The sequence below is a fragment of the Proteiniclasticum sp. C24MP genome (assembly GCF_043951855.1).
Lineage (GTDB): Bacteria > Bacillota > Clostridia > Clostridiales > Clostridiaceae > Proteiniclasticum.
The window spans coordinates 112,990-132,071 of record NZ_JBINJW010000003.1; the positions used below are offsets into that span (position 1 = coordinate 112,990).

The 19,082-nt window shown below is 45.7% G+C and carries 18 protein-coding genes; 3 read left to right on the top strand and 15 right to left on the bottom strand.

Going from position 1 to position 19,082, the window contains the following annotated elements; translation table 11 throughout:
• Positions 1 to 21 precede the first annotated feature (21 nt).
• The 9 genes from ACHAL6_RS04710 to ACHAL6_RS04750 form a co-directional block, all read right to left on the bottom strand.
• Positions 22 to 618, bottom strand: coding sequence for an alpha/beta hydrolase (locus tag ACHAL6_RS04710; RefSeq protein WP_395269089.1), 597 nt, complete (start codon positions 616 to 618; stop codon positions 22 to 24).
• 224 nt (positions 619 to 842) lie between these two features.
• A complete protein-coding gene (locus ACHAL6_RS04715) occupies positions 843 to 1,604 on the bottom strand; it encodes a hypothetical protein (RefSeq protein WP_395269090.1) in 762 nt (253 codons plus the stop codon).
• 193 nt (positions 1,605 to 1,797) lie between these two features.
• Complete coding sequence (locus tag ACHAL6_RS04720) at positions 1,798 to 2,265, bottom strand: COG2426 family protein (protein ID WP_395269091.1); 468 nt, start codon at positions 2,263 to 2,265, stop codon at positions 1,798 to 1,800.
• Between the two features lie 61 nt (positions 2,266 to 2,326).
• Complete coding sequence (purB, locus tag ACHAL6_RS04725) at positions 2,327 to 3,757, bottom strand: adenylosuccinate lyase (RefSeq protein WP_395269092.1); 1,431 nt, start codon at positions 3,755 to 3,757, stop codon at positions 2,327 to 2,329.
• A 78-nt stretch (positions 3,758 to 3,835) separates the two neighbouring features.
• Complete coding sequence (locus ACHAL6_RS04730) at positions 3,836 to 4,729, bottom strand: MBL fold metallo-hydrolase (protein WP_395269093.1); 894 nt, start codon at positions 4,727 to 4,729, stop codon at positions 3,836 to 3,838.
• A 182-nt stretch (positions 4,730 to 4,911) separates the two neighbouring features.
• The gene (locus ACHAL6_RS04735; RefSeq protein ID WP_207597980.1) at positions 4,912 to 5,172 is read right to left on the bottom strand and encodes an HPr family phosphocarrier protein; all 261 of its coding nucleotides are present in this window, start codon (positions 5,170 to 5,172) and stop codon (positions 4,912 to 4,914) included.
• A 75-nt stretch (positions 5,173 to 5,247) separates the two neighbouring features.
• Positions 5,248 to 5,703 carry a PTS glucose transporter subunit IIA gene (locus tag ACHAL6_RS04740; RefSeq protein WP_395269094.1) on the bottom strand — a complete coding sequence of 152 codons (456 nt, stop codon included), beginning with the start codon at positions 5,701 to 5,703 and terminating at the stop codon, positions 5,248 to 5,250.
• An 11-nt stretch (positions 5,704 to 5,714) separates the two neighbouring features.
• Positions 5,715 to 6,908: a pyridoxal phosphate-dependent aminotransferase gene (locus tag ACHAL6_RS04745; RefSeq protein ID WP_395269095.1), complete on the bottom strand. Its 1,194-nt coding sequence runs from the start codon at positions 6,906 to 6,908 to the stop codon at positions 5,715 to 5,717.
• Between the two features lie 22 nt (positions 6,909 to 6,930).
• The gene (locus ACHAL6_RS04750; protein ID WP_395269096.1) at positions 6,931 to 7,770 is read right to left on the bottom strand and encodes a PHP domain-containing protein; all 840 of its coding nucleotides are present in this window, start codon (positions 7,768 to 7,770) and stop codon (positions 6,931 to 6,933) included.
• Positions 7,771 to 8,071: 301 nt separating this feature from the next.
• On the opposite strand from ACHAL6_RS04750, the gene ACHAL6_RS04755 reads away from it, so the two are divergent.
• The gene (locus ACHAL6_RS04755; protein ID WP_395269097.1) at positions 8,072 to 8,434 is read left to right on the top strand and encodes a BMC domain-containing protein; all 363 of its coding nucleotides are present in this window, start codon (positions 8,072 to 8,074) and stop codon (positions 8,432 to 8,434) included.
• Between the two features lie 4 nt (positions 8,435 to 8,438).
• Positions 8,439 to 8,882, top strand: coding sequence for a EutP/PduV family microcompartment system protein (locus tag ACHAL6_RS04760; RefSeq protein WP_395269098.1), 444 nt, complete (start codon positions 8,439 to 8,441; stop codon positions 8,880 to 8,882).
• Between the two features lie 175 nt (positions 8,883 to 9,057).
• Here the strand turns inward: ACHAL6_RS04760 and ACHAL6_RS04765 are convergent, their stop codons facing one another.
• The 6 genes from ACHAL6_RS04765 to ACHAL6_RS04790 form a co-directional block, all read right to left on the bottom strand.
• Entirely contained in the window at positions 9,058 to 9,939 is an 882-nt protein-coding gene (locus ACHAL6_RS04765) for a PHP domain-containing protein (protein ID WP_395269099.1), read from the bottom strand.
• 47 nt (positions 9,940 to 9,986) lie between these two features.
• Positions 9,987 to 11,189 carry an MFS transporter gene (locus ACHAL6_RS04770; protein ID WP_395269100.1) on the bottom strand — a complete coding sequence of 401 codons (1,203 nt, stop codon included), beginning with the start codon at positions 11,187 to 11,189 and terminating at the stop codon, positions 9,987 to 9,989.
• Positions 11,190 to 11,359: 170 nt separating this feature from the next.
• Positions 11,360 to 12,916, bottom strand: coding sequence for a ribonuclease Y (rny, locus tag ACHAL6_RS04775; protein ID WP_395269101.1), 1,557 nt, complete (start codon positions 12,914 to 12,916; stop codon positions 11,360 to 11,362).
• Between the two features lie 316 nt (positions 12,917 to 13,232).
• Entirely contained in the window at positions 13,233 to 14,312 is a 1,080-nt protein-coding gene (recA, locus tag ACHAL6_RS04780; protein WP_395269102.1) for a recombinase RecA, read from the bottom strand.
• A 133-nt stretch (positions 14,313 to 14,445) separates the two neighbouring features.
• The gene (locus tag ACHAL6_RS04785) at positions 14,446 to 15,537 is read right to left on the bottom strand and encodes a tetratricopeptide repeat protein (RefSeq protein WP_395269103.1); all 1,092 of its coding nucleotides are present in this window, start codon (positions 15,535 to 15,537) and stop codon (positions 14,446 to 14,448) included.
• A 26-nt stretch (positions 15,538 to 15,563) separates the two neighbouring features.
• Entirely contained in the window at positions 15,564 to 17,288 is a 1,725-nt protein-coding gene (locus ACHAL6_RS04790; RefSeq protein ID WP_395269104.1) for a phospho-sugar mutase, read from the bottom strand.
• A 278-nt stretch (positions 17,289 to 17,566) separates the two neighbouring features.
• Here ACHAL6_RS04790 and ACHAL6_RS04795 point away from each other — a divergent pair, with 278 nt between their 5' ends.
• Positions 17,567 to 19,027, top strand: a complete 1,461-nt coding sequence (locus ACHAL6_RS04795; protein ID WP_395269105.1) for an aminotransferase class I/II-fold pyridoxal phosphate-dependent enzyme — start codon at positions 17,567 to 17,569, stop codon at positions 19,025 to 19,027.
• The last annotated feature ends 55 nt before the right edge of the window (positions 19,028 to 19,082 follow it).

Here is a 19,082-nt window from a genome sequence, read left to right on the forward strand (position 1 = left end):
GCATATCCGGTCGATTTACCCTTACCGATTGTACCAGGCAGAAGCATCTTGAACCTCTTCCTGTGTAAGTGAATGTCCCCTCCTATAGGTATGAAGAGATACATCTGCACCCATTTCCTTTAATCTCTTTTCGAGCGTAAGTGTATTGTCAAAAGGTACGATGGGATCATTTTCTCCAGCACCGATGAAGATTTTCGTTCCCACTAGACTGATATCGGGTGTTTCCTTCAGTGGAACCATGGGATGGAACAGAATCGATTTACTGAAGATGCCTCCATAAAGATAATGGGCAGCTGCGATGATGTTCGCACCGTTGGAGTATCCGATTCCAGTCAGATTATCAGGACTGAATCCGTACTCTTTCGAAGCGCTTTCAATGAAGCTTCTGATTTCTTCTGCTCTGTAGAGGATATCTTCTTCGTCGAAGACCCCTTCCTGTATGCGACGGAAGAAGCGGTTCATGCCGTTTTCGTTCACGTTTCCGCGTAAGGAAAGGATGTTTGCTTCAGAATCGATCATACGCCCCAGGGAAATCAGATCATTTTCATTTCCTCCAGTTCCATGAAAAAGCACTAGTGTTTTGTTGTTATCGTTTCCTTTTATAAATATATGCTTCATGTTTCCTCCTGTTTCCTGGATTGCATCAAGTGAATCAGCAGGCTCTCGAGACTGGATATGGCACCGCAGTATCCCTGAAGTGAATCGGTTCCCGTTTTCTGATGCAATCTGTTATTACCATACAGTTTAGCTGATAAAATAAGATTGGTCAAATTAAATAGCATGAAACTTAATGTGCGGTCTTTTCATCTGCACGAAAAAAGAGATAATCTTTTCAGATTATCTCATAGTTCCTTTCTATAAAGAATGATCCCGGACTCTGTGCTCACTGCATAAACGAAGTTAAAGTTTTTTCCTTCTTCGATCTCCAGTGTGAAATAGAGATTATAGACTTTCTTGTTGTTGTATACATCCACTTCGTGTTTGATGATTTCCTTGGTAAGCCTGGATGAGAATTCCTCGGTGCTTGCATTCGCGCTGAAATAATTGATGATGATTTCTTTTGCTTCATCTACAGTGATCTTGTCAACAGTACTGAGTACATCCGGGTTTTCATACTTAAAGGAAATACTGATCAGTGTACCGTCACTGGTATACTGAATGTAGATGTTGTTTCCGGTGAAAAGTTCACCCTGTTTTTCGCGGGACACGCTTTCATACTGCTTCAGGCTTTCATTGTAAGCTACAACCGTCTTGAATTTCTCCACTTCGTAATCCAGCCTTTTCAGGTTATCCTCCGCTTTCAGAAGGATTTCTTCCTCTGTGGCCAGATCGGGTGAGGTGTTTCCTGGGGTATTTCTCAGGAATACGGTCATGAGACGCCCTTCCGGAGTCACTTCGTAATAGTACCTGGAATCTGTGAATTCCTTGATGGTCATGCCATCATAGGACTTTGTTCTGACGAACTTTATGTTCTCTTCTTTATCATTGGTGTAAGTTAAGATTGGAGCCATCTGTGTCTTTATTTCTTCTTCGTTGGTACCACATGCATTAAGGAAGAACATCCCTAAAATGAGCAGTATACCAAGGATGATTTTTTTATGCATAGGAATCCTCCTTTTGAATACTTTTAAATTATATCTGATAATTATAAATAGAATATAAAGCTCGCGCTTTAAAGTTCTTAAATTCTTTTTAAGAACTTTATAGTGGAAATATCCTCTGCTCATTTATTTTACCATACGAAAAGACATTCCCGGATTAATTTCATCAGAGAATGTCTTCAGATTGCATTTCGTTTTAGAAAATCGTCTTTGCGGTGAAGAAACCGGGGATCAGCAGACAGATGATTGTGATCACGGTTGCGGATAGAACAGCTCCGATGAAATTACACAAAAGCGATTTCTTGAAGTCCAGCCCCAGAAACGCTGCTACAGCACTCCCGGTCCAGATTCCTGTAGTGGGAAGCGGTATGGCCACGAAAAGAATCAGGCCGATTTCCTTTCTTTTCTCGAGTTTATCCGAATTCTTCGCGATCTTATGGTCGATGAGATCCACAAATCTCTTGAAGAAAGGCTTCGATGCCATAAATTTGTAGATCTGCTTGAAGAGAAGCAGGATAAAGGGAGATGGCACGAGGCTTCCGAACAATGCCAATAGAAAGATGGTCACTGGTTCCATTTCATAAACAAAGCCCAGAGGAATGGCTCCTCTCTGCTCGATGATGGGAATCATGCTTAATATAAATACTTGCAGTTGTTGACTCATGTAGTACTCCTTGAAGGCCTGAAAAGAACTCTGTCTTCTGAATTGCGCTCAGGCTGATTTTCTAGACGGTTATGTCTGATTTCTGATAGGTGTCGCTTTCATATACGTGGATGAGAGGATCGATCTCTTCCTTCATGAACGCCTCCACCTGCTGCGGTGCTCTGCCGATGTAGTGCTTCGGGTTCAATGTGTGTTTCAGTTCGTCTTCGCTGAGACCGAAGCGGTCGTCGCCAAGTATTCTGTTTATGAGGTCGTTGTCGAGACCTTCCAGTTTCACACGCTTGGAAGCTTCCATGGAGTGCTCTCTTATGAGTTCATGGAGCTCCTGTCTGTCTCCGCCTTTTCGGACTCCTTCCATGATGATGTTTTCCGTCGCCATGAAGGGAAGTTCACTATGGAGGTGGGCTTCAATCATCTTGTCATAAACGACCATGCCTTCAGTGATGTTGATGTACAGATTCAGTACACCATCCAGTGCAAGGAACGCTTCTGCCACAGAAATCCTTTTGTTGGCGGAGTCGTCCAGGGTTCTTTCGAACCACTGGGTGGATGCGGTGATGGCAGGATTCAGGGCATCCACGATGATATATCGGGATAGAGCGCCCATTCTCTCACTTCTCATGGGGTTACGCTTGTAGGCCATGGCAGAGGAGCCGATCTGATTCTTTTCGAAGGGTTCTTCAATCTCTTTCATGCTCTGAAGCAGTCTGAGATCGTTGCTGAATTTATAGGCGCTCTGGGCGATTTCACTCAAGTTGTTCAGAATGAAGCTGTCCAGTTTCCTTGGATAGGTCTGTCCTGTCACTTTGAAGGTTTTCGGAAAATCAAAATGCTCGGCGACCTTTCTGTCCAGCTCCTTCACTTTCTCCTCATCCTCATCGAAGAGGCTCATGAAGCTGGCCTGGGTTCCGGTGGTTCCCTTGACGCCTCTGAAACGCATGGTTTCGATGGTGTGATTGAGGTTCTCAAGGTCCAGTGCCAGATCCTGCATCCAGAGCGTCGCTCTCTTCCCCACAGTGGTGATCTGTGCAGGCTGGTAATGGGTATATCCCAGTGTTGGCACGTCTTTGTATTTTAACGCAAATACCTTAAGATTCTTTAAAACTTCTATGAGTTTTCTCCGGATCAGATGAAGGCCCTCCCGCATGATGATGAGATCCGTGTTGTCTCCCACATAGCAGCTGGTAGCCCCCAGGTGGATGATTCCCTTTGCGGATTCCGCCTGAAGCCCGTAGGCGTATACATGGCTCATGACATCATGACGCACTACTTTTTCCCGTGCTTCCGCTTCTTCGTAATTGATCTCATCCTTGTAACGGATCAGATCGTCAAGCTGAGACTGGGTGATGGGCAGACCCAGTTCCATTTCCGCTTTGGCCAGTGCGATCCAGAGTGCTCTCCAGGTTCTGAATTTCTTTTCGTCTGAAAAGATGTAACTCATCTCCTTTGAAGAATATCTTCGGTTTAAAGGGCTTTCGTAAGTGTCTCTCATAATTTCCTCCTGATTATCATCTTTTGCTTTGTTTTCTGTTTTATGAACACAGTTCCTTCCTGTTTCACAGATCTATGTTCATTTCGGCACATATTTCAGTGACAGATCCTGAACGCACAGCTGGATACGATCTGTTTCAAGCAGGTATTCCACATAGCATTGGAGCATTCTTTCCACCACCAGATACTTGAAGGTGGAATCGATCCGTATTCTCATGGTCAGTGCCACTGTCTGAAGGATCTCCTCCTTTGTCATGGGCTTCGTGATGACCGCAAGAATCTCTTCCGCTCGGTTTCTGTAGAAATAGATGTTGTCCGTGATGAGGTCCTTCACATCGGGATAGATGCCTTTGTGCGCCAGAACATAGTGGCTGGAGCGTAGGCTGTACAGCTTCATCTTGCTTGCGATATCCTGGGTAAGGATGTAGGCATAGGGAAGCTTTGCGCTGTCCATGACTTCGTAGCTGATGAGGGCGTCCCCGATGTAGGTGACATCGTCCGGTGTTGTGATGGTGATGTGTCCCGTACTGTGACCAGGCGTATGCAGGATCTTGAATACTACGCCGCAGAAAGTGATCTCCTTCTCCTCAGCTTCAATGATACGGTCTGTCTTCACCATCATATGGCCGAAGTGTTCCTGTACGGTACGGATGGAGTAGTTTGCATAGAACTTCTTCAGGGACATGACGGAGTCCACGACACCGGCCTCTTCCCTGGTCATGGCCACAGGGCATCCGTACTTTTCTTTGAAGTAGGCTGCATTTCCCACATGATCGATATGAGCATGAGAGCAGAGAATACCCGCTACATTCAACTGATTCTTCTCCAAATAGGAGGTCAGTCTTTCTCTGTCATTGTGCATGTATCCGGTATCAAGAAGGATGATGTTCTTATCGTCAATCCTGTAGAAAGGCAGATAAAGCAGGTCCAGGTCCAGTACATAGGTATTTCCTTTGACATATATGCTTTTCAAGATATTTTCACCTCGATATTCCGTTGGATGATGTTAGACAACATACCAATTATACACTAAAACACATATATTAGAATGAAATTTTCGTAAAATGTTTGTGTTTTCGGTTTCATGAGGGCAAAAAAGAAAAACTAGGACTGAAAACTCAATCCTAGCATGTTCTTCAAATACTTTCTTGAAAATTACTCTTCAAGTGTTTCAATCAGCTTGGCAACTTCTTCACAGGCAACTTCTTCGTCTTCGCCGTTTGCGATTACTGTGATGGTTGCACCCTTAGTAACTCCTAAGGATAAAACACCGATTAAACTCTTTACGTTTGCTTTCTTGCCGTTATACTCAACACTTACATCAGATTTGAAGGAAGATGCCTTCTTGACAAGTAGTGTAGCAGGTCTAGCGTGCAGACCGGTTGGATTTTTTACTGCAACGTCTTTTGAAACCATTAAATCACCTCATATTCATATACTTTTAATAAACAACTTAATTATATCATGTTTTATTGCTAAAACAACTAAATCCTAAAGAGAGATTTCTGCGAATTTTACAAATGCCCCGGTAGCCTCATAATTGATGGACAGATCCTTCACTTTTTCCGGCGTGGTGATGATGATCGGTGTCGTGATTTTCGCATCCAGTTCCACGTAATCCCGGTCCATATAAAGAAGCTTATCTCCTACCGTTACCTGATCACCCACTTTGACATAGGTTGCAAAACCTCTGCCCTCAAGCTTCGCCGTATCAAGACCTGCATGAAGGAGGATGGTCAGCTTTTCTTTCGTGCTGATGGCGACGGCATTGAGGTTGTCGGAAACAAGAACCACTTCACCAGATACGGGTGCAAAGAAGATATCTCCGTCTGGAATGATGCATACACCCATGCCACCTAACAGATCATCTTTCAGGTAGTGGTTTGCCTCCTCCAGAGGGATGATTTCTCCAGCCACAGGCATGTAGAGTTCACATTTCATTTTCATTTTCTTCCCTCCTATGAAAGTTGAGACAGAAATTCTTCGATACGATCAAATCCCTTTCCGATGGATTCCTTGCTGATGGCATAGGATAGTCTCACAAACCCTTCCAGTCCGAATCCGGAGCCTGGAACCAGCGCCACCTGATGGTCGCTGAGAAGACTGTCTGCAAAGTCCAGAGAGTTTTCTATGACTTTTCCTTTATAGCTTTTGCCCAGGTAGTTTCTGATATCCACCATGAGATAGAATGCACCTTTGGGATAGATGTACTTCAGTCCCTCCACCTTTTCGGCGCGCTCAATCATATAATCTCTTCTGCTTTTGAACTCCTTGTTCATCTCCGGAATGAAGCTCTGATCGCCGCTCAGTGCTTCCACTGCCGCATACTGGACAAAGGATGTGGAGTTTGAGGTCGTATGACTCTGGATATTGGACATGATCTTTATGAGATCCTTTGGTCCTGCGGCATAACCGAGTCTCCATCCTGTCATGGCATAAGCTTTGGACAGCGCGTTGATCACAAGTGTTCTGCTGTAGGTCTCTTCACTGAGCCCAGCGATGGAATAATGCTTCTCCTCTCCATAGATGAGCGGCTCATAGATTTCGTCGGAGATGATGAAGATGTCATTGTCTCTGCAGAAATCCGCAATGGACTGCAGCTCTTCCTTCGAGTAGATGGTCCCGGTAGGGTTGTTCGGACTGTTCAGAATGATCACCTTCGTTCTGGGTGTCAATGCAGCCTGAAGGTTTTCTCGTGTGTACTTATAGTCGTCTTCTTCCTTGGTGTCCACAATGACTGGAATACCGTCTGCCAGATGGACAAGGTCAGGATAGCTTACCCAGTATGGTTTAGCGATGAGCACTTCATCTCCGGGATTAAGGAGTGCGCTTAGCCCGTTTGCAAGGCACTGCTTGCCTCCAGTGGAAATGATCACCTGCTCTCTTGTGTAGTTCAGTCCGTTGTCACGGCTGAATTTGGCGATGACGGCATCCTTCAGCTCCACAAGACCTGATGCTGGAAGATATTTTGTTTTTCCTTCGTCCAGAGCGTTCTTGCAGGCTGCTATGATGTTTGGTGGTGTGTTGAAGTCCGGTTCGCCGGCACCAAAGCCGATGATGTCTTTCCCCTCTGCCTTCATTTGCTTCGCCTTTGCTGTGATGGCCAGTGTGATGGATGGTGCAAGTTTCCCTGCTTTTTCTGAAAAGTTCATGTTTTCCCCCTTGAATTGTCCTTTATTTTGATTTTCTGAGATTGCGGTTATAACTGATGAGTTTCATCATCAGATGGTCATTGAGCCCATAACGCCCAAGCCGGTCATTGAATGAATTCTTTTTAAGGTCCAGTTGACCATGGAAATCACTTCCACCTGAAATTACCATTCTGTGCTTTTTAGCCAGAGCATAGAATCTGTTGGTCAGCTCCTTCTTGTGAGAAGGATGATAGACTTCCAGTCCCAGCAGTCCATGGACCTTCAATTCCGTAAGCAGTGCTTCGAAATGAAGGTTATAGAGCTTTTCGCCGGGATGAGCAAGTACCGGTATCCCTCCTGCTTCACGTAGTGCTTTCAGCGCCTCGCGTGTATCGATCTTATATCTTTTCTCATAGGCGATCTTATCCACGTCCAGATAGACATTGAAGGCTTCCTTGATGTTCTTCACATACCCATGTTCGATAAGAAGCTTCGCGATATGAGCTCTTCCGTAGGAATCCTTCGGTGGAGCTTCATCAGGCAGATGAATATCCAGTTCTTCGAGGTTCTTCAGGATTTTATGATACCTTTCGATCCGGTCGGTCTTAAAGCGGTCCAGAAGCGCCAGGAGCGGTTTGTTGAAAGGATCGTGGAAATAAGACAGTATGTGAAGTTCCAGACCTTTGTAGTAGGTGGATACTTCCACACCGGTAATCACCGTAAGATCCTTGTAATCCGTCTGAAGGTTCTCATAAGCGCCCATGGTGTCATGGTCGGTTATGGAAATGTAGCGGATTCCTTTCTCCCTCGCCATTTCAATAATTTCATCAGGTGTAAATGCCCCATCCGAGTAAGTCGTATGGATGTGCAGATCACTCAGCATTACATCACCTCTTTCTATATATTAAATTTAACATATTCTGGATGAAATGTAATCTGATTCTCCGAAATTAAGAGGGATTCACATCCTGACAGAGGAATGCGCCTTTCACTGAAAGTATCATATCGATTTCAGGCGTAAGCGGAGAAAATGTGAATAACAATGCGGATGCATTCTGTTTCCGGTTTCAGCAGTGAAGAGGAAAGGAAAAAACAGTAAAATTGTAGAGCTATCCTGCAAAATAGTGTCATAATCTCCGCTGAGGAATATTTTATAATGAAGTTGGAAGCAAAGGAGTGAGTTCATGGAAGAGAAAAATCAGAAAATGAGAATCATTCAGGAAACGGTACCTGGAAAGCAGATCACCCTGGCCCATCTCATCGCCAATCCGGATCAGATCATCTACAAGAAGCTCGGACTGAATCCTCATGTGGATTATCAGAAATCGTCCATCGGCATCATCACCATGACTCCCAGTGAAACAGCCATCATTGCAGGAGACCTGGCTGTCAAGACAGCAAACATTGATCTGGGGTTTGTGGACCGTTTCAGTGGAACACTGATCATCACCGGTAAAATTTCAGAAGTGGAATCCGCCATGAGAGCCATAACGAACTATGCTAGAAATGCTCTAGGGTTCACCATCTGTGACGTGACAAGGACATAGCGCAATGAAAAGAATGCTACTGGTCGGTCGGAGTGAATCCGGCAAAACCACACTGACCCAGGCCCTGAAAGGAAAGAAAGTAACGTACCATAAAACGCAGTATATCAATTATCATGATGTGATCATAGACACACCTGGTGAATATGCGGAGAACAAAAATCTGTCCCAGGCGCTTGCGCTGTACTCCTATGAGGCGGATGTCATCGGACTTCTCATCAGTGCCACGGAAACCTATTCCCTTTTTCCGCCCAATGTTGCACCCTGTGTGAACAGAGAAGTCATCGGCATCGTCACGAAAATCGACCTGGAAGATGCCGATCCGGATCAGGCTGAAAAATGGCTGAGATTGACCGGCTGTCATAAGGTGTTTCATGTAAGCGCCGCCACAGGAGATGGGATCAGCAATCTTCTCACTTATCTTCTGGAATCTCCAATGGTAATGCCTTGAGTTAGAGAGAAGGAATCTATATAGTATGACCTGAAACGTTTCTCTATGGGCGTTTCAGGTCTTTTCATTCGCGGATACGAAAGAATGCTTGGTGGTGGTCTCGAGAATTCCAGAGATGAAAAAGAACAGGCCGCCTGGTACCTGTTCTCTGCTGCTTCAGATTCTCTATTGTTTCTTACTCCAGGTGACTGGTAAGTCCCTGAAGAATTTCCTCTTCCTGATCTCTGCTCCCATGGCCGCCAAGTGCGATGGCAGGCTTGGTCTTGCCGTGAAAGTCGCTTCCGGCAGTGAAGAACAGTCCTCTTCTTCGGACTTCCTTCAGGTAATGGGCTGTTGTGTTCTCGTCATGGTAGCTGCTGTAGACTTCGATGCCTGGAATGCCTTGAGAAAGGATTCCGTCAAGGAGCGCAGCATCAAGCCCGATGTTCTGTCCCAGATGAGCCAGTACGGGTACTCCTCCTGTATCCATAATCAGGGCGATGGCCTCCACTAGAGTCATATAGATGATGGGCACATAGGCCGGTTTTCCCTTGGCGCAGAGATCCCAGTAGAAATTCACATAAGGATTGTCGCTTCTTTCTCCCCCTTCAAAATAGGGAATCATGAGCGGATGATTTCTGTTCTCCGGCAGTTCCATGGCCGCTTCGGCCAGGATCTCCCCTGTTACGATTCCGCCTCCGGAAAGTTCCCGGATCCGTTCTCTGCTGAAGATGATGCCCAGTTTTTCTAGAAGAGCCAGCCGCTGATCCGCGGAAGCCCTTTCCTGTCTTTCCAGATCCTCTTCATAGGCATCATACCGTGGATCTTCATGGATGCCATACCCGAGCACATGGAGGTTCACCTCATCATAGGTGCAGTCCAGCTCGATGGCAGGAATCACATGAATGCCGTACCCTTTTGCGATGCGGATGGCTTCAGGAATCCCCTTGATACTGTTGTGGTCGGATAGAGCCACCACTTTCAGGTTTTTCCGATGACACATTTCCATGAGCCTCCTGGGACTGAATTCCCCATCGGCACTGTAATTCGAGTGCATATGCAGATCGATGTAACTCATTAGGATCACCTTCGTGAAGGACGATGTTCCTTCACCCTTTCCTCCTGTCAGGAGACGATTTTTTCATGCTGCTGGAGTAGCGTGTTCCGTTTCTTCATCATGGCATTGATCTTTTCTGTAGAGAAAAGAAGCAGCGCCAGAAGGATCAGAAGATAGGGTGTGAAAAGCCACAGGTACCCTCTGCCTGCAAGAAAACCGAACAGTGCCGGCATAAAGGTGCTGCCCATGTACGCAAAGGCCATCTGAGCACCGATGATGGTCTGTGCATGAGCTTTTCCGAAGCGTGCAGGTGTCTCGTGAATCATCCCCGGGAAGACCGGTGCGCATCCGAAACCTACAAGCAGAAAGCCTGGGAACAGCAGGAATGAGACGCCGGAGAGGATCAGAAGAATGCCCAGGAGAATCGATAGGATGCCACCGCGTATGATGGACCGGAAAGAAAACTTCATGGTGACGAATCCGGTGAGAAATCGTCCCATTGTGATGCCTCCGAAGTAGAGAGAGGTATATCTTGCTGCCGTTTCAGCGCTGAACCCACTATAGTTCACAAGATAACTGGAGCCCCAAAGGCCCATGGTCATTTCCACGGCGCAGTAGGCGAAGAAGCTTAGAATGGCATACCGGACCCCTTTCATCCTGTATATGTTCCCGCCTGCCTGGGGTGGTTCCGGATCTTCTTCCCTCTCGGAGATGTTTTTCAGGTCGAAGCGTTTCCATAAGGGAAGCGTCACGAAAAGAAGAACAACAATACCGATCTGGATGGCTGATATCACCCGGTACCCGGATCTCCATCCACTGCTTGACAGAAGAAAAAAGGATAGGATCATAGGTCCTGTGGTCGCGCCTACGCCCCAGAAGCTGTGCAGCCAGCTCATGTGTTTCGCCTCATAGTGCAAGGAGACATAGCCGTTTAGCGCTGCATCCACGGATCCTGCACCCAGACCCAGTGGAAGCGTCAGAAGAACAAGCCAGTAGAAGCCAGGTGCCAGAGAAAAGCCCATGAGGGCAAGGGCAGTCATGAGCACACTTATGAGGGTCACTTTACCTGTACCGAAGCGTCTTGTCACGCGACCGCTCATGAAGCTGGAAAGGATGGTTCCACCGGTGGTCATGACCGACAGAATGCCTGCGTATTCGATGGGGATGCCAAGGGACTGATGCATCGCAGGCCAGGATGCTCCAAGAGCGGAGTCTGGAAGCCCAAGACCGATGAAGGCCACGTAGATGACCATAAGGAAAAAAGTCGCCATATTCTTTCTCTCTTTCATATAGTATTGTACATGTACGTACAAAGATTATTTCAATTATAGAAGGTATTTATGGAAGGGTCAAGGAAGCTTAAATGAAAAAGAACAAGTCCTAAGACTTGCTCTTTTCTAACTTTCAAATTCAATTACCGAATCCATTTACAGGTTCCGGATTATTTTGCGTAATCAACAGATCGGGTTTCTCTAATGACATTGATCTTGATCTGTCCAGGGTATTCCATTTCTTCCTCTATTCTCTTGACCAGGGATCTTGCCATCAGCATTGCGCCCGCATCATCAACCACATCAGGTTTAACAATGATTCTGATTTCTCTTCCAGCTTGAATTGCATATGACTTCTCAACGCCTTCGTAAGAATTTGCAATTTCTTCCAGTTTCTGGAGTCTCTTAATGTAGTTTTCCAGAGTTTCACGTCTTGCACCAGGTCTTGCTGCAGAAATTGCGTCTGCCGCCTGTACGAGTACCGCTTCCATGGACATCATCTCCACATCTCCGTGATGGGCTCCGATGGCATTTACAACGAGTGCCGATTCATGATACTTCTTCGCCAAATCTGCACCAATCAGTGCATGTCCGCCTTCTACTTCGTGATCCACGGCTTTACCGATGTCATGAAGCAGTCCTGCTCTTTTTGCTAGTGTTACGTCTAGTCCCAGTTCTGTAGCCATGAGGCCTGCCAGGTTGGCGACTTCTATGGAGTGCTTGAGGACATTCTGTCCGTAGCTTGTTCTGAACTTCAGTCTTCCCAGAAGTTTCAGCAGTTCCGGGTGAATTCCATGGATTCCGATTTCGAATGAAGCCTGTTCGCCTTCTTCCTTGATCACGTTCTCCACGTCTTTCTTGGATTTCTCCACCATCTCTTCAATTCTTGCAGGATGAATTCTTCCATCTACAATCAGTTTCTCTAGTGTCAGTTTTGCAACTTCTCTTCGGATAGGATCAAAACTTGATAGGATTACAGCCTCTGGAGTATCATCGATGATGAGATCCACGCCTGTAAGAGTTTCCAGTGTTCTGATGTTTCTACCTTCTCTTCCGATGATTCTACCCTTCATTTCATCATTTGGCAGGGATACCACATGTACTGTAGTTTCAGATACATGATCCGCTGCACATCTCTGTATTGAAGTGGTAATGATTTCTCTCGCCTTCTTGTCCGCCTCTTCCTTTGCTCTGGACTCCATTTCCTTCACCATCAGTGTCAGGTCTCTCTGTACCTCACCTCTGACTTCGTCCATCAGCACTTTCTTTGCGTCCTCTTGTGTAAGACCGGCGATTTTCTCCAGTTCAGTTCTTCTGGATGCCAGAAGCTCTTCCGTTTCGTTCTCTTTTACAGTCAGATCGGAAATCTTCTTATTGAGCATTTCCTCTTTCTTTTCCAGCTGTTCCATCTTCTTGTCCAAGGATTCTTCTTTCTGAATGGTCCTTCTTTCAAGTCTCTGGACTTCGCTTCTTCTCTCTCTGACTTCCTTTTCGGCTTCAGATTTCAGCTTGAATGCCTCATCCTTTGCTTCCAGAGAAGCTTCTTTCTTCAGGGCTTCCGCCTCTTTCTTTGAATCCTCAAGGATTCTCCTGCTGTCTTTTTCCGCATCGCCAAGGATTTCCTTAGCTTTTTTCAATTTACTATTAGATAAATATAAGATTATGGCACCTACCACCAGTAATGTAACAACTCCTGTTACGATAATAGCGATTTGTTCTGTGCTCATATTTACACCCCCTTGCTTTTTTAGTCATTTTTTATAGCTAAATGTGAAAGCTTGGAAAGTGCATATCATTCTCACTGTGAATTTTGATAAACCAATACAAATTTATTGTATCTTATCCCATTATAAGTGTCAAATAAATCCTTTTGTATTAATCAGTAAAATCACACTTCATGGAACCCTTTCCACGAAGTGCATGTGAAGCGGATGAAGACAGGCTTTTCAAAGAAGGAAAGCTATCGATTCTGCAGCAGGAACTTCAGGTGATCCGACAAAAAAAACAGTGAGACCGATTCGATGAACCGGTCTCACTGGAAGATTATTTCTTTTTCTTTTCTTTTCCCTCTTCTTCAATTTCAGCAATGATTTCCTTTGCTTCGATGATTTCCGCCATCTTAGCCAGGGGAAGTTCGTACTTCGCTCGGATTTTGTTTTCGATTTCAAGAAGAAGCTCCGGATTTTCAGCAAGATAGGTTTTGGAGTTCTCTCTGCCCTGCCCAAGTCTGGTTCCTTCATAGGAGAACCATGCTCCGGACTTGTCCACGATCTCTTCACTCACACCAACATCCAGCACATTTCCTTCTCTGGAAATACCACCATTGTACATGATGTCGAACTCTGCCATCTTGAATGGTGCAGCGACCTTGTTCTTGATGACCTTGATTCTTGTTCTGTTTCCGATGACGCTGTCTCCGCTCTTGATGGAATCGATTCTTCTGATGTCCATTCTTACGGAAGAATAGAATTTCAGTGCACGACCACCTGGGGTGGTTTCAGGGTTACCGAACATGACTCCTATTTTTTCTCTCAGCTGATTGATGAAGAGAATGCTGCAGTGGGTCTTGCTTACGGTACCGGCAAGTTTTCTCAGAGCCTGGGACATCAGTCTTGCCTGAAGACCCATATGGCTGTCTCCCATCTCTCCTTCGATTTCCGCTCTTGGCACCAGTGCGGCTACGGAGTCGACGATGACAAGGTCGATGGCGTTGGATCTTACAAGCGCCTCAGCGATTTCCATGGCCTGTTCTCCGGTATCCGGCTGGGATACAAGCAGATTGTCTATATCCACACCCAGTCTTTTCGCATACTGAGGATCCAGTGCATGTTCCGCATCGATGAATGCGGCGATTCCGCCCAGCTTCTGCGCTTCGGCAATACAATGCAGAGCTACAGTCGTCTTACCTGATGATTCAGGTCCGTATATTTCAATAATTCTTCCCTTGGGGATTCCACCGATGCCAAGTGCGATGTCCAGTCCCAGACATCCTGTTGGAATGGAAGCCAGGTTAAGCTTGGAATCTGCACCCAGTTTCATTACGGAACCTTTACCAAACTGTTTTTCAATCTGATTCATAGCAGCGTCCAAAGCTTTCATTTTATCTGCATTAATATTAGCCAAATCATTCACTCCTTGTGTGTTAAATTCTGTCGTTCTCCAAATAAAGAACATCCGTTCAAAAATAATTATATGTCATAATCCGGAGACTGTCAACCGGATTCCCTACTGCATATTATAGAGGAAAACCCGATTTCTATTCCTTCTTTTCTTCAAGCTTGTCCATATAAGCTTTGATTTCCAGAAGGATTTCATCCTCGCTGTCCATGAGTTCTCCGATGGCGATATGATCCTTCGCCGATTTCAGATCACCCAGATTGATGTAGCACATGATGAGATTCGTCAGAATCTCGATGGTCCGGACCTGTTCAAACAGTGTTCTGAAATAGTTCACAGCCTGCGTATAGTCTCCGATGGCCGCATAATTGATGCCCAGTTCATTGAGAACATCCACGTAGGCTTCATCAACAGCTAAGGCATCATTCAGATAGAAGATGGCCTTTTCGTGATTCTTCAGGATTCTGTAGGCGATGGCGATCATCAGAAGCAGCCTGGGGTTGTCTTCCTCTCTGCTTAGCAGCGGCAGCACCAGTTCCAGAAAGCGCTCCGGATTATCGTAGAGAATCTCTTCTCCCTCGACAATTCTGGATTTCCGGTCAAGAAATTCCATCTCTTCGGTGATTTCGCTGGTTTCTTCTCCACCGAATCTCAGATACTCTCTGATGTTATGGAGCGCTCCGGCGAAGTCATCCTTGAATCTCAGTGCGGACCCTTTGAAAAGATATCCTTCATTGATGCCCAGCGCAACAGCTTCCTCCGCGTACTTCTGAAGAGCCTCTCTGTACATGGTGGTCTTGAGAGACAGTTCTTCCAGGACCACCAGAGCATTCTTGAGAACCTCGGCTTCTCCATGGACATGATACAGCCCCAGAAGATAGATGAGTGCTTCCTCAACCTTCTCTTCCTTGAGGAGCTTGGAAACGAGTCCCTTGATGACGCTCTCTCTACCGATCTTCTTCAGAATGGTTTTGTAGAGCTCGATCTGGTTGAACTGCGTATCTGCCCCTGCCACATAATACATCCCCTTGACAAATTCTCCAAAGGGAAGGTTTTTCGTCAGATCCTCATTGATGTTCTCTGCGATATACTCAGGAGACAGAGGAAGAAAAAGTTCTTCCTCTGTCTCTCTGATTTCAGGAATCTGAAAATGTTCAATGAGTATGTTTTTATTGATCTCAAGAAAGATGAGACCGGATAAGTTTGATTTCAGATGATTGATGTAATCCAATGGATCCTCCTATTTCGGCTCAGGTTCTAGAAGCCTTTGTTGACAATGGAAATGACTTCGGTTTTGAATTGTGTAAGCTTTCGGTCTGCATCTTCCAGAGAACTTCCCTTCACCGCCATGTATGCTTTCATCTTCGGCTCTGTTCCGGATGGTCTCACGACAAACCAGGATTCGTCCTCGAACATGTACTTGATGACATTGGATTCAGGCAGCGTGATGGGAGTCTTTTCGCCGGTTCTGATGTCGACTCTTTCTCTCAGCTTATAGTCTTCCTTGTATAGCGCTTTCACACCGTCTATTTCGGTAAGTGTATTGTTTCTGAAGTATTCGATGCACTTTCTGATCTGATCTTTTCCGTCTTTTCCGGTCCTGGTGAAGGACTCGATCTCTTCACGGAAGAATCCGTACTTTTCGTAGATTTCAATAAGCGCATCATAGAGCGTCATACCTTTGGTCTTGTAGTAGGTTGCGATCTCACAGAGAATCATGGAAGCCACCACGGCATCTTTGTCTCGTACATAGGTTCCAGCAAGGTAACCGAAGGATTCTTCAAATCCGAAGAGGAAGGTTTTTTCCTTTGTTTCTTTATACTCTTCGATTTTTTCTCCGATGTATTTGAACCCTGTGAGCACATCCAGAAGCTCTACACCAAAGTCCTCGGTGATGTTTCTGACGCTTTCCGTGGATACGATGGTCTTGATGACGACTCCATTTTCAGGAACTTTATTCTCTTCCTTCATGGCTTTCAGGAGATAGTATGTGATAAGCATACCGATCTGGTTTCCGGAAAGCACCTGATTGTTTCCCTTATTGTCCTTCACGATGACGCCTACACGGTCCGCATCCGGGTCTGTACCGAAGATGATGTCAGGATGCACTTCTTCGGCCAGCTTCAATGCGAGTTCGAATACCTGAGGATTTTCAGGATTCGGATAAGGTGCGGTGGGAAAAGTTCCATCTGGGAACTCCTGCTCCTTTACCACATGTACGTTGGTGTAGCCCAGTTCTTTCAGAACACGACGTACAGGGATGTTACCTGAACCATGAATCGGTGTATAGATGATGGAGAGATTTTCCGCATTTTCCTTCAGCATGTCCTTTTTGACCGTAAGCGTCTTGATGGAATCGATGTAGGTTTTCAGCACATCTTCACCGATATACTGTAGAAGGCCCTTTTCAAGTGCTTCTTCTTCAGACATGTTTGCCACTTCATCGAATTTTTCAATGGATCTGATTTCCGCAAGAATCTTGTCCGCTTCCTCGTCGGTGACCTGTCCTCCATAGGAACCGTACACCTTATACCCGTTATAGGCCTGCGGGTTATGAGATGCCGTAATGACGATCCCTGCGCTGGTATCATAATGTCTTACCGCAAAGGAAAGCAGCGGAACAGGTGCCAGTGTATCATAAAGATAGACCTTCACGCCATGTGCACAGAGAATCAGTGCGGATACTTTAGCGAATTCGTCCGACTTGATTCTGGAGTCATAGGCAATGGCACAGGATGGATTCTCCACTGTCTTTGTGAGATGCCTCGCAAGACCTTCTGTTGCCTTCCCCACTGTATGAATGTTCATACGATTGGTTCCGGCACCTAGAATTCCTCTTAAGCCGGCTGTACCGAATTCCAGTTCGGTGTAGAATCTGTCTTCCAGTTCCTTTTCATCTGTGATGGCCTTGAGTTCTTCCTTGAATTCATCGGATACAAATTCACTTTCAAGCCACTCCTGCAGTTTTTCTTTATAGGACATGATGATTTCCTCCTTTGTTATGCATACTTCACTCACATTATAATATATTCCTGATGAGATTTCACAGATTTATCTCGCTTTCTCCGATGTTTATGGAAAAACGGAAAATGTTTACGAAAGATGAGATGAAAATATTGTCATTATATAATAGAATGGAAGTAACGAAGTACTGAGATTTTTCATTGTAAAAAAGAAGAATTATGCTATTATTAAATAGTTATTTTTGACATGAGATTTTCATGTGAACTGGAGAATACGGAAAGAAGGTGGCGGTTAAGTTGTATAAGCTGAATCAGAATGAGACTCCCCTTTTTGATGCCCTTATGGAATATGTGGATCGGGATACCGTGCCCTTCCACGTACCGGGACATAAAAAAGGCGAAGGAATCGAAAAGAATTTCAAGAAGTATATCGGGGAAAATCCCTTCAAGATAGACGTTACGGTTTTCCAGCTGGTGGATTCGCTTCACCATCCCACAGGACCGATCAAGAAAGCCCAGGAGCTTGCAGCCGATGCTTACGGAGCCGACGCTTCGTTCTTCTCCATTCATGGAACTTCAGGCGCAATACAGGCGATGATCATGTCCGTGGTCAGTGAAGGGGATACCATCATTGTGCCCAGGAACGTCCATAAGTCCATCACTGCCGGAATCATTCTCAGCGGAGCGATTCCTGTCTATATGCAGCCGGAGCTGGATAAAAAGCTTGGCATCGCCCAGGGCGTGACGCCTGAAACCGTGGAAAAGACATTGAGAGAGAATCCCCATGCCAAGGCGGTGCTCATCATCAATCCGACTTACTACGGTGTGGCTACGGAGCTGGAAAGAATCGCGGAAATCGTCCATGAATATGACATTCCACTGATTGTGGATGAAGCCCATGGTCCCCATCTGGCTTTCTCCGAAAAGCTGCCCATGTCTGCCATGCAGGCGGGTGCAGATCTTTGTGCACAGAGCACTCATAAGATCATCGGTGCCATGACGCAGGGGTCGATTCTTCATGTGAGAACGAAATATGTCAGTGCGGCAAGAGTGCAGCAGATCATGAATCTTCTGCAGACCACATCCCCTTCCTATATTCTCCTGGCATCTCTGGACACATCCAGAAAGCAGATAGCCCTGGATGGTGAAGAGCTCCTGGATAAGGCCATCGAGAATGCGCAGTATCTGAGAAGCGAGGTCAACAAGATCGATGGATTCTACTGCTTCGGCAATGAGATTATGGGGAATCCCGGTGTCTTTGCCCTGGATCCCACAAAGATCTGCATCACCTGCAGAGATCTGGGCATCACAGGATTCGACCTGGATATGATCCTGGCCAATAAATATCACATCCAGATGGAGCTCTCAGATCTCTACAACACCCTGGCTGTCGGAAGCTTCGGAGATACAAGAGAGAATATGGATAAACTCATCACAGCCCTTAAGGAAATCAGCGAGGAGTACATGAACAAGGACCAGATCAAACCCGACTTCATAGACATTCCATCCATTCCCAAGCAGGTGCTGATTCCAAGAGAAGCCTTCAATGCGGAAAAGGTGTCTGTTCTACTTGAAGACAGCATTGGGGAGGTGTCAGGCGAATTCCTGATGGCCTACCCTCCAGGAATACCAGTGCTCTGTCCAGGAGAAGTCATCACAGAAGAGATTGTGAACTATGTCAATGACCTGAAGAAGACAGGACTCTATGTACAGGGAACGGAAGACCCTAGAGTGGAATACATCAAAGTAGTGAATTAAGGAAACAGAAACAGACAGCCTGAAAGCTTGTGAAAAAAAGCTTTCAGGCTGTTTT

Coding starts and splice junctions, on each gene's coding strand:
- ACHAL6_RS04710 (WP_395269089.1), bottom strand. CDS start 618: ATGAAGCATATATTTATAAAAGGAAACGATAACAACAAAACACTAGTG.
- ACHAL6_RS04715 (WP_395269090.1), bottom strand. CDS start 1,604: ATGCATAAAAAAATCATCCTTGGTATACTGCTCATTTTAGGGATGTTC.
- ACHAL6_RS04720 (WP_395269091.1), bottom strand. CDS start 2,265: ATGAGTCAACAACTGCAAGTATTTATATTAAGCATGATTCCCATCATC.
- purB (WP_395269092.1), bottom strand. CDS start 3,757: ATGAGAGACACTTACGAAAGCCCTTTAAACCGAAGATATTCTTCAAAG.
- ACHAL6_RS04735 (WP_207597980.1), bottom strand. CDS start 5,172: ATGGTTTCAAAAGACGTTGCAGTAAAAAATCCAACCGGTCTGCACGCT.
- ACHAL6_RS04740 (WP_395269094.1), bottom strand. CDS start 5,703: ATGAAAATGAAATGTGAACTCTACATGCCTGTGGCTGGAGAAATCATC.
- ACHAL6_RS04745 (WP_395269095.1), bottom strand. CDS start 6,908: ATGAACTTTTCAGAAAAAGCAGGGAAACTTGCACCATCCATCACACTG.
- ACHAL6_RS04750 (WP_395269096.1), bottom strand. CDS start 7,770: ATGCTGAGTGATCTGCACATCCATACGACTTACTCGGATGGGGCATTT.
- ACHAL6_RS04755 (WP_395269097.1), top strand. CDS start 8,072: ATGGAAGAGAAAAATCAGAAAATGAGAATCATTCAGGAAACGGTACCT.
- ACHAL6_RS04760 (WP_395269098.1), top strand. CDS start 8,439: ATGAAAAGAATGCTACTGGTCGGTCGGAGTGAATCCGGCAAAACCACA.
- ACHAL6_RS04765 (WP_395269099.1), bottom strand. CDS start 9,939: ATGAGTTACATCGATCTGCATATGCACTCGAATTACAGTGCCGATGGG.
- ACHAL6_RS04770 (WP_395269100.1), bottom strand. CDS start 11,189: ATGGCGACTTTTTTCCTTATGGTCATCTACGTGGCCTTCATCGGTCTT.
- rny (WP_395269101.1), bottom strand. CDS start 12,916: ATGAGCACAGAACAAATCGCTATTATCGTAACAGGAGTTGTTACATTA.
- ACHAL6_RS04790 (WP_395269104.1), bottom strand. CDS start 17,288: ATGTCCTATAAAGAAAAACTGCAGGAGTGGCTTGAAAGTGAATTTGTA.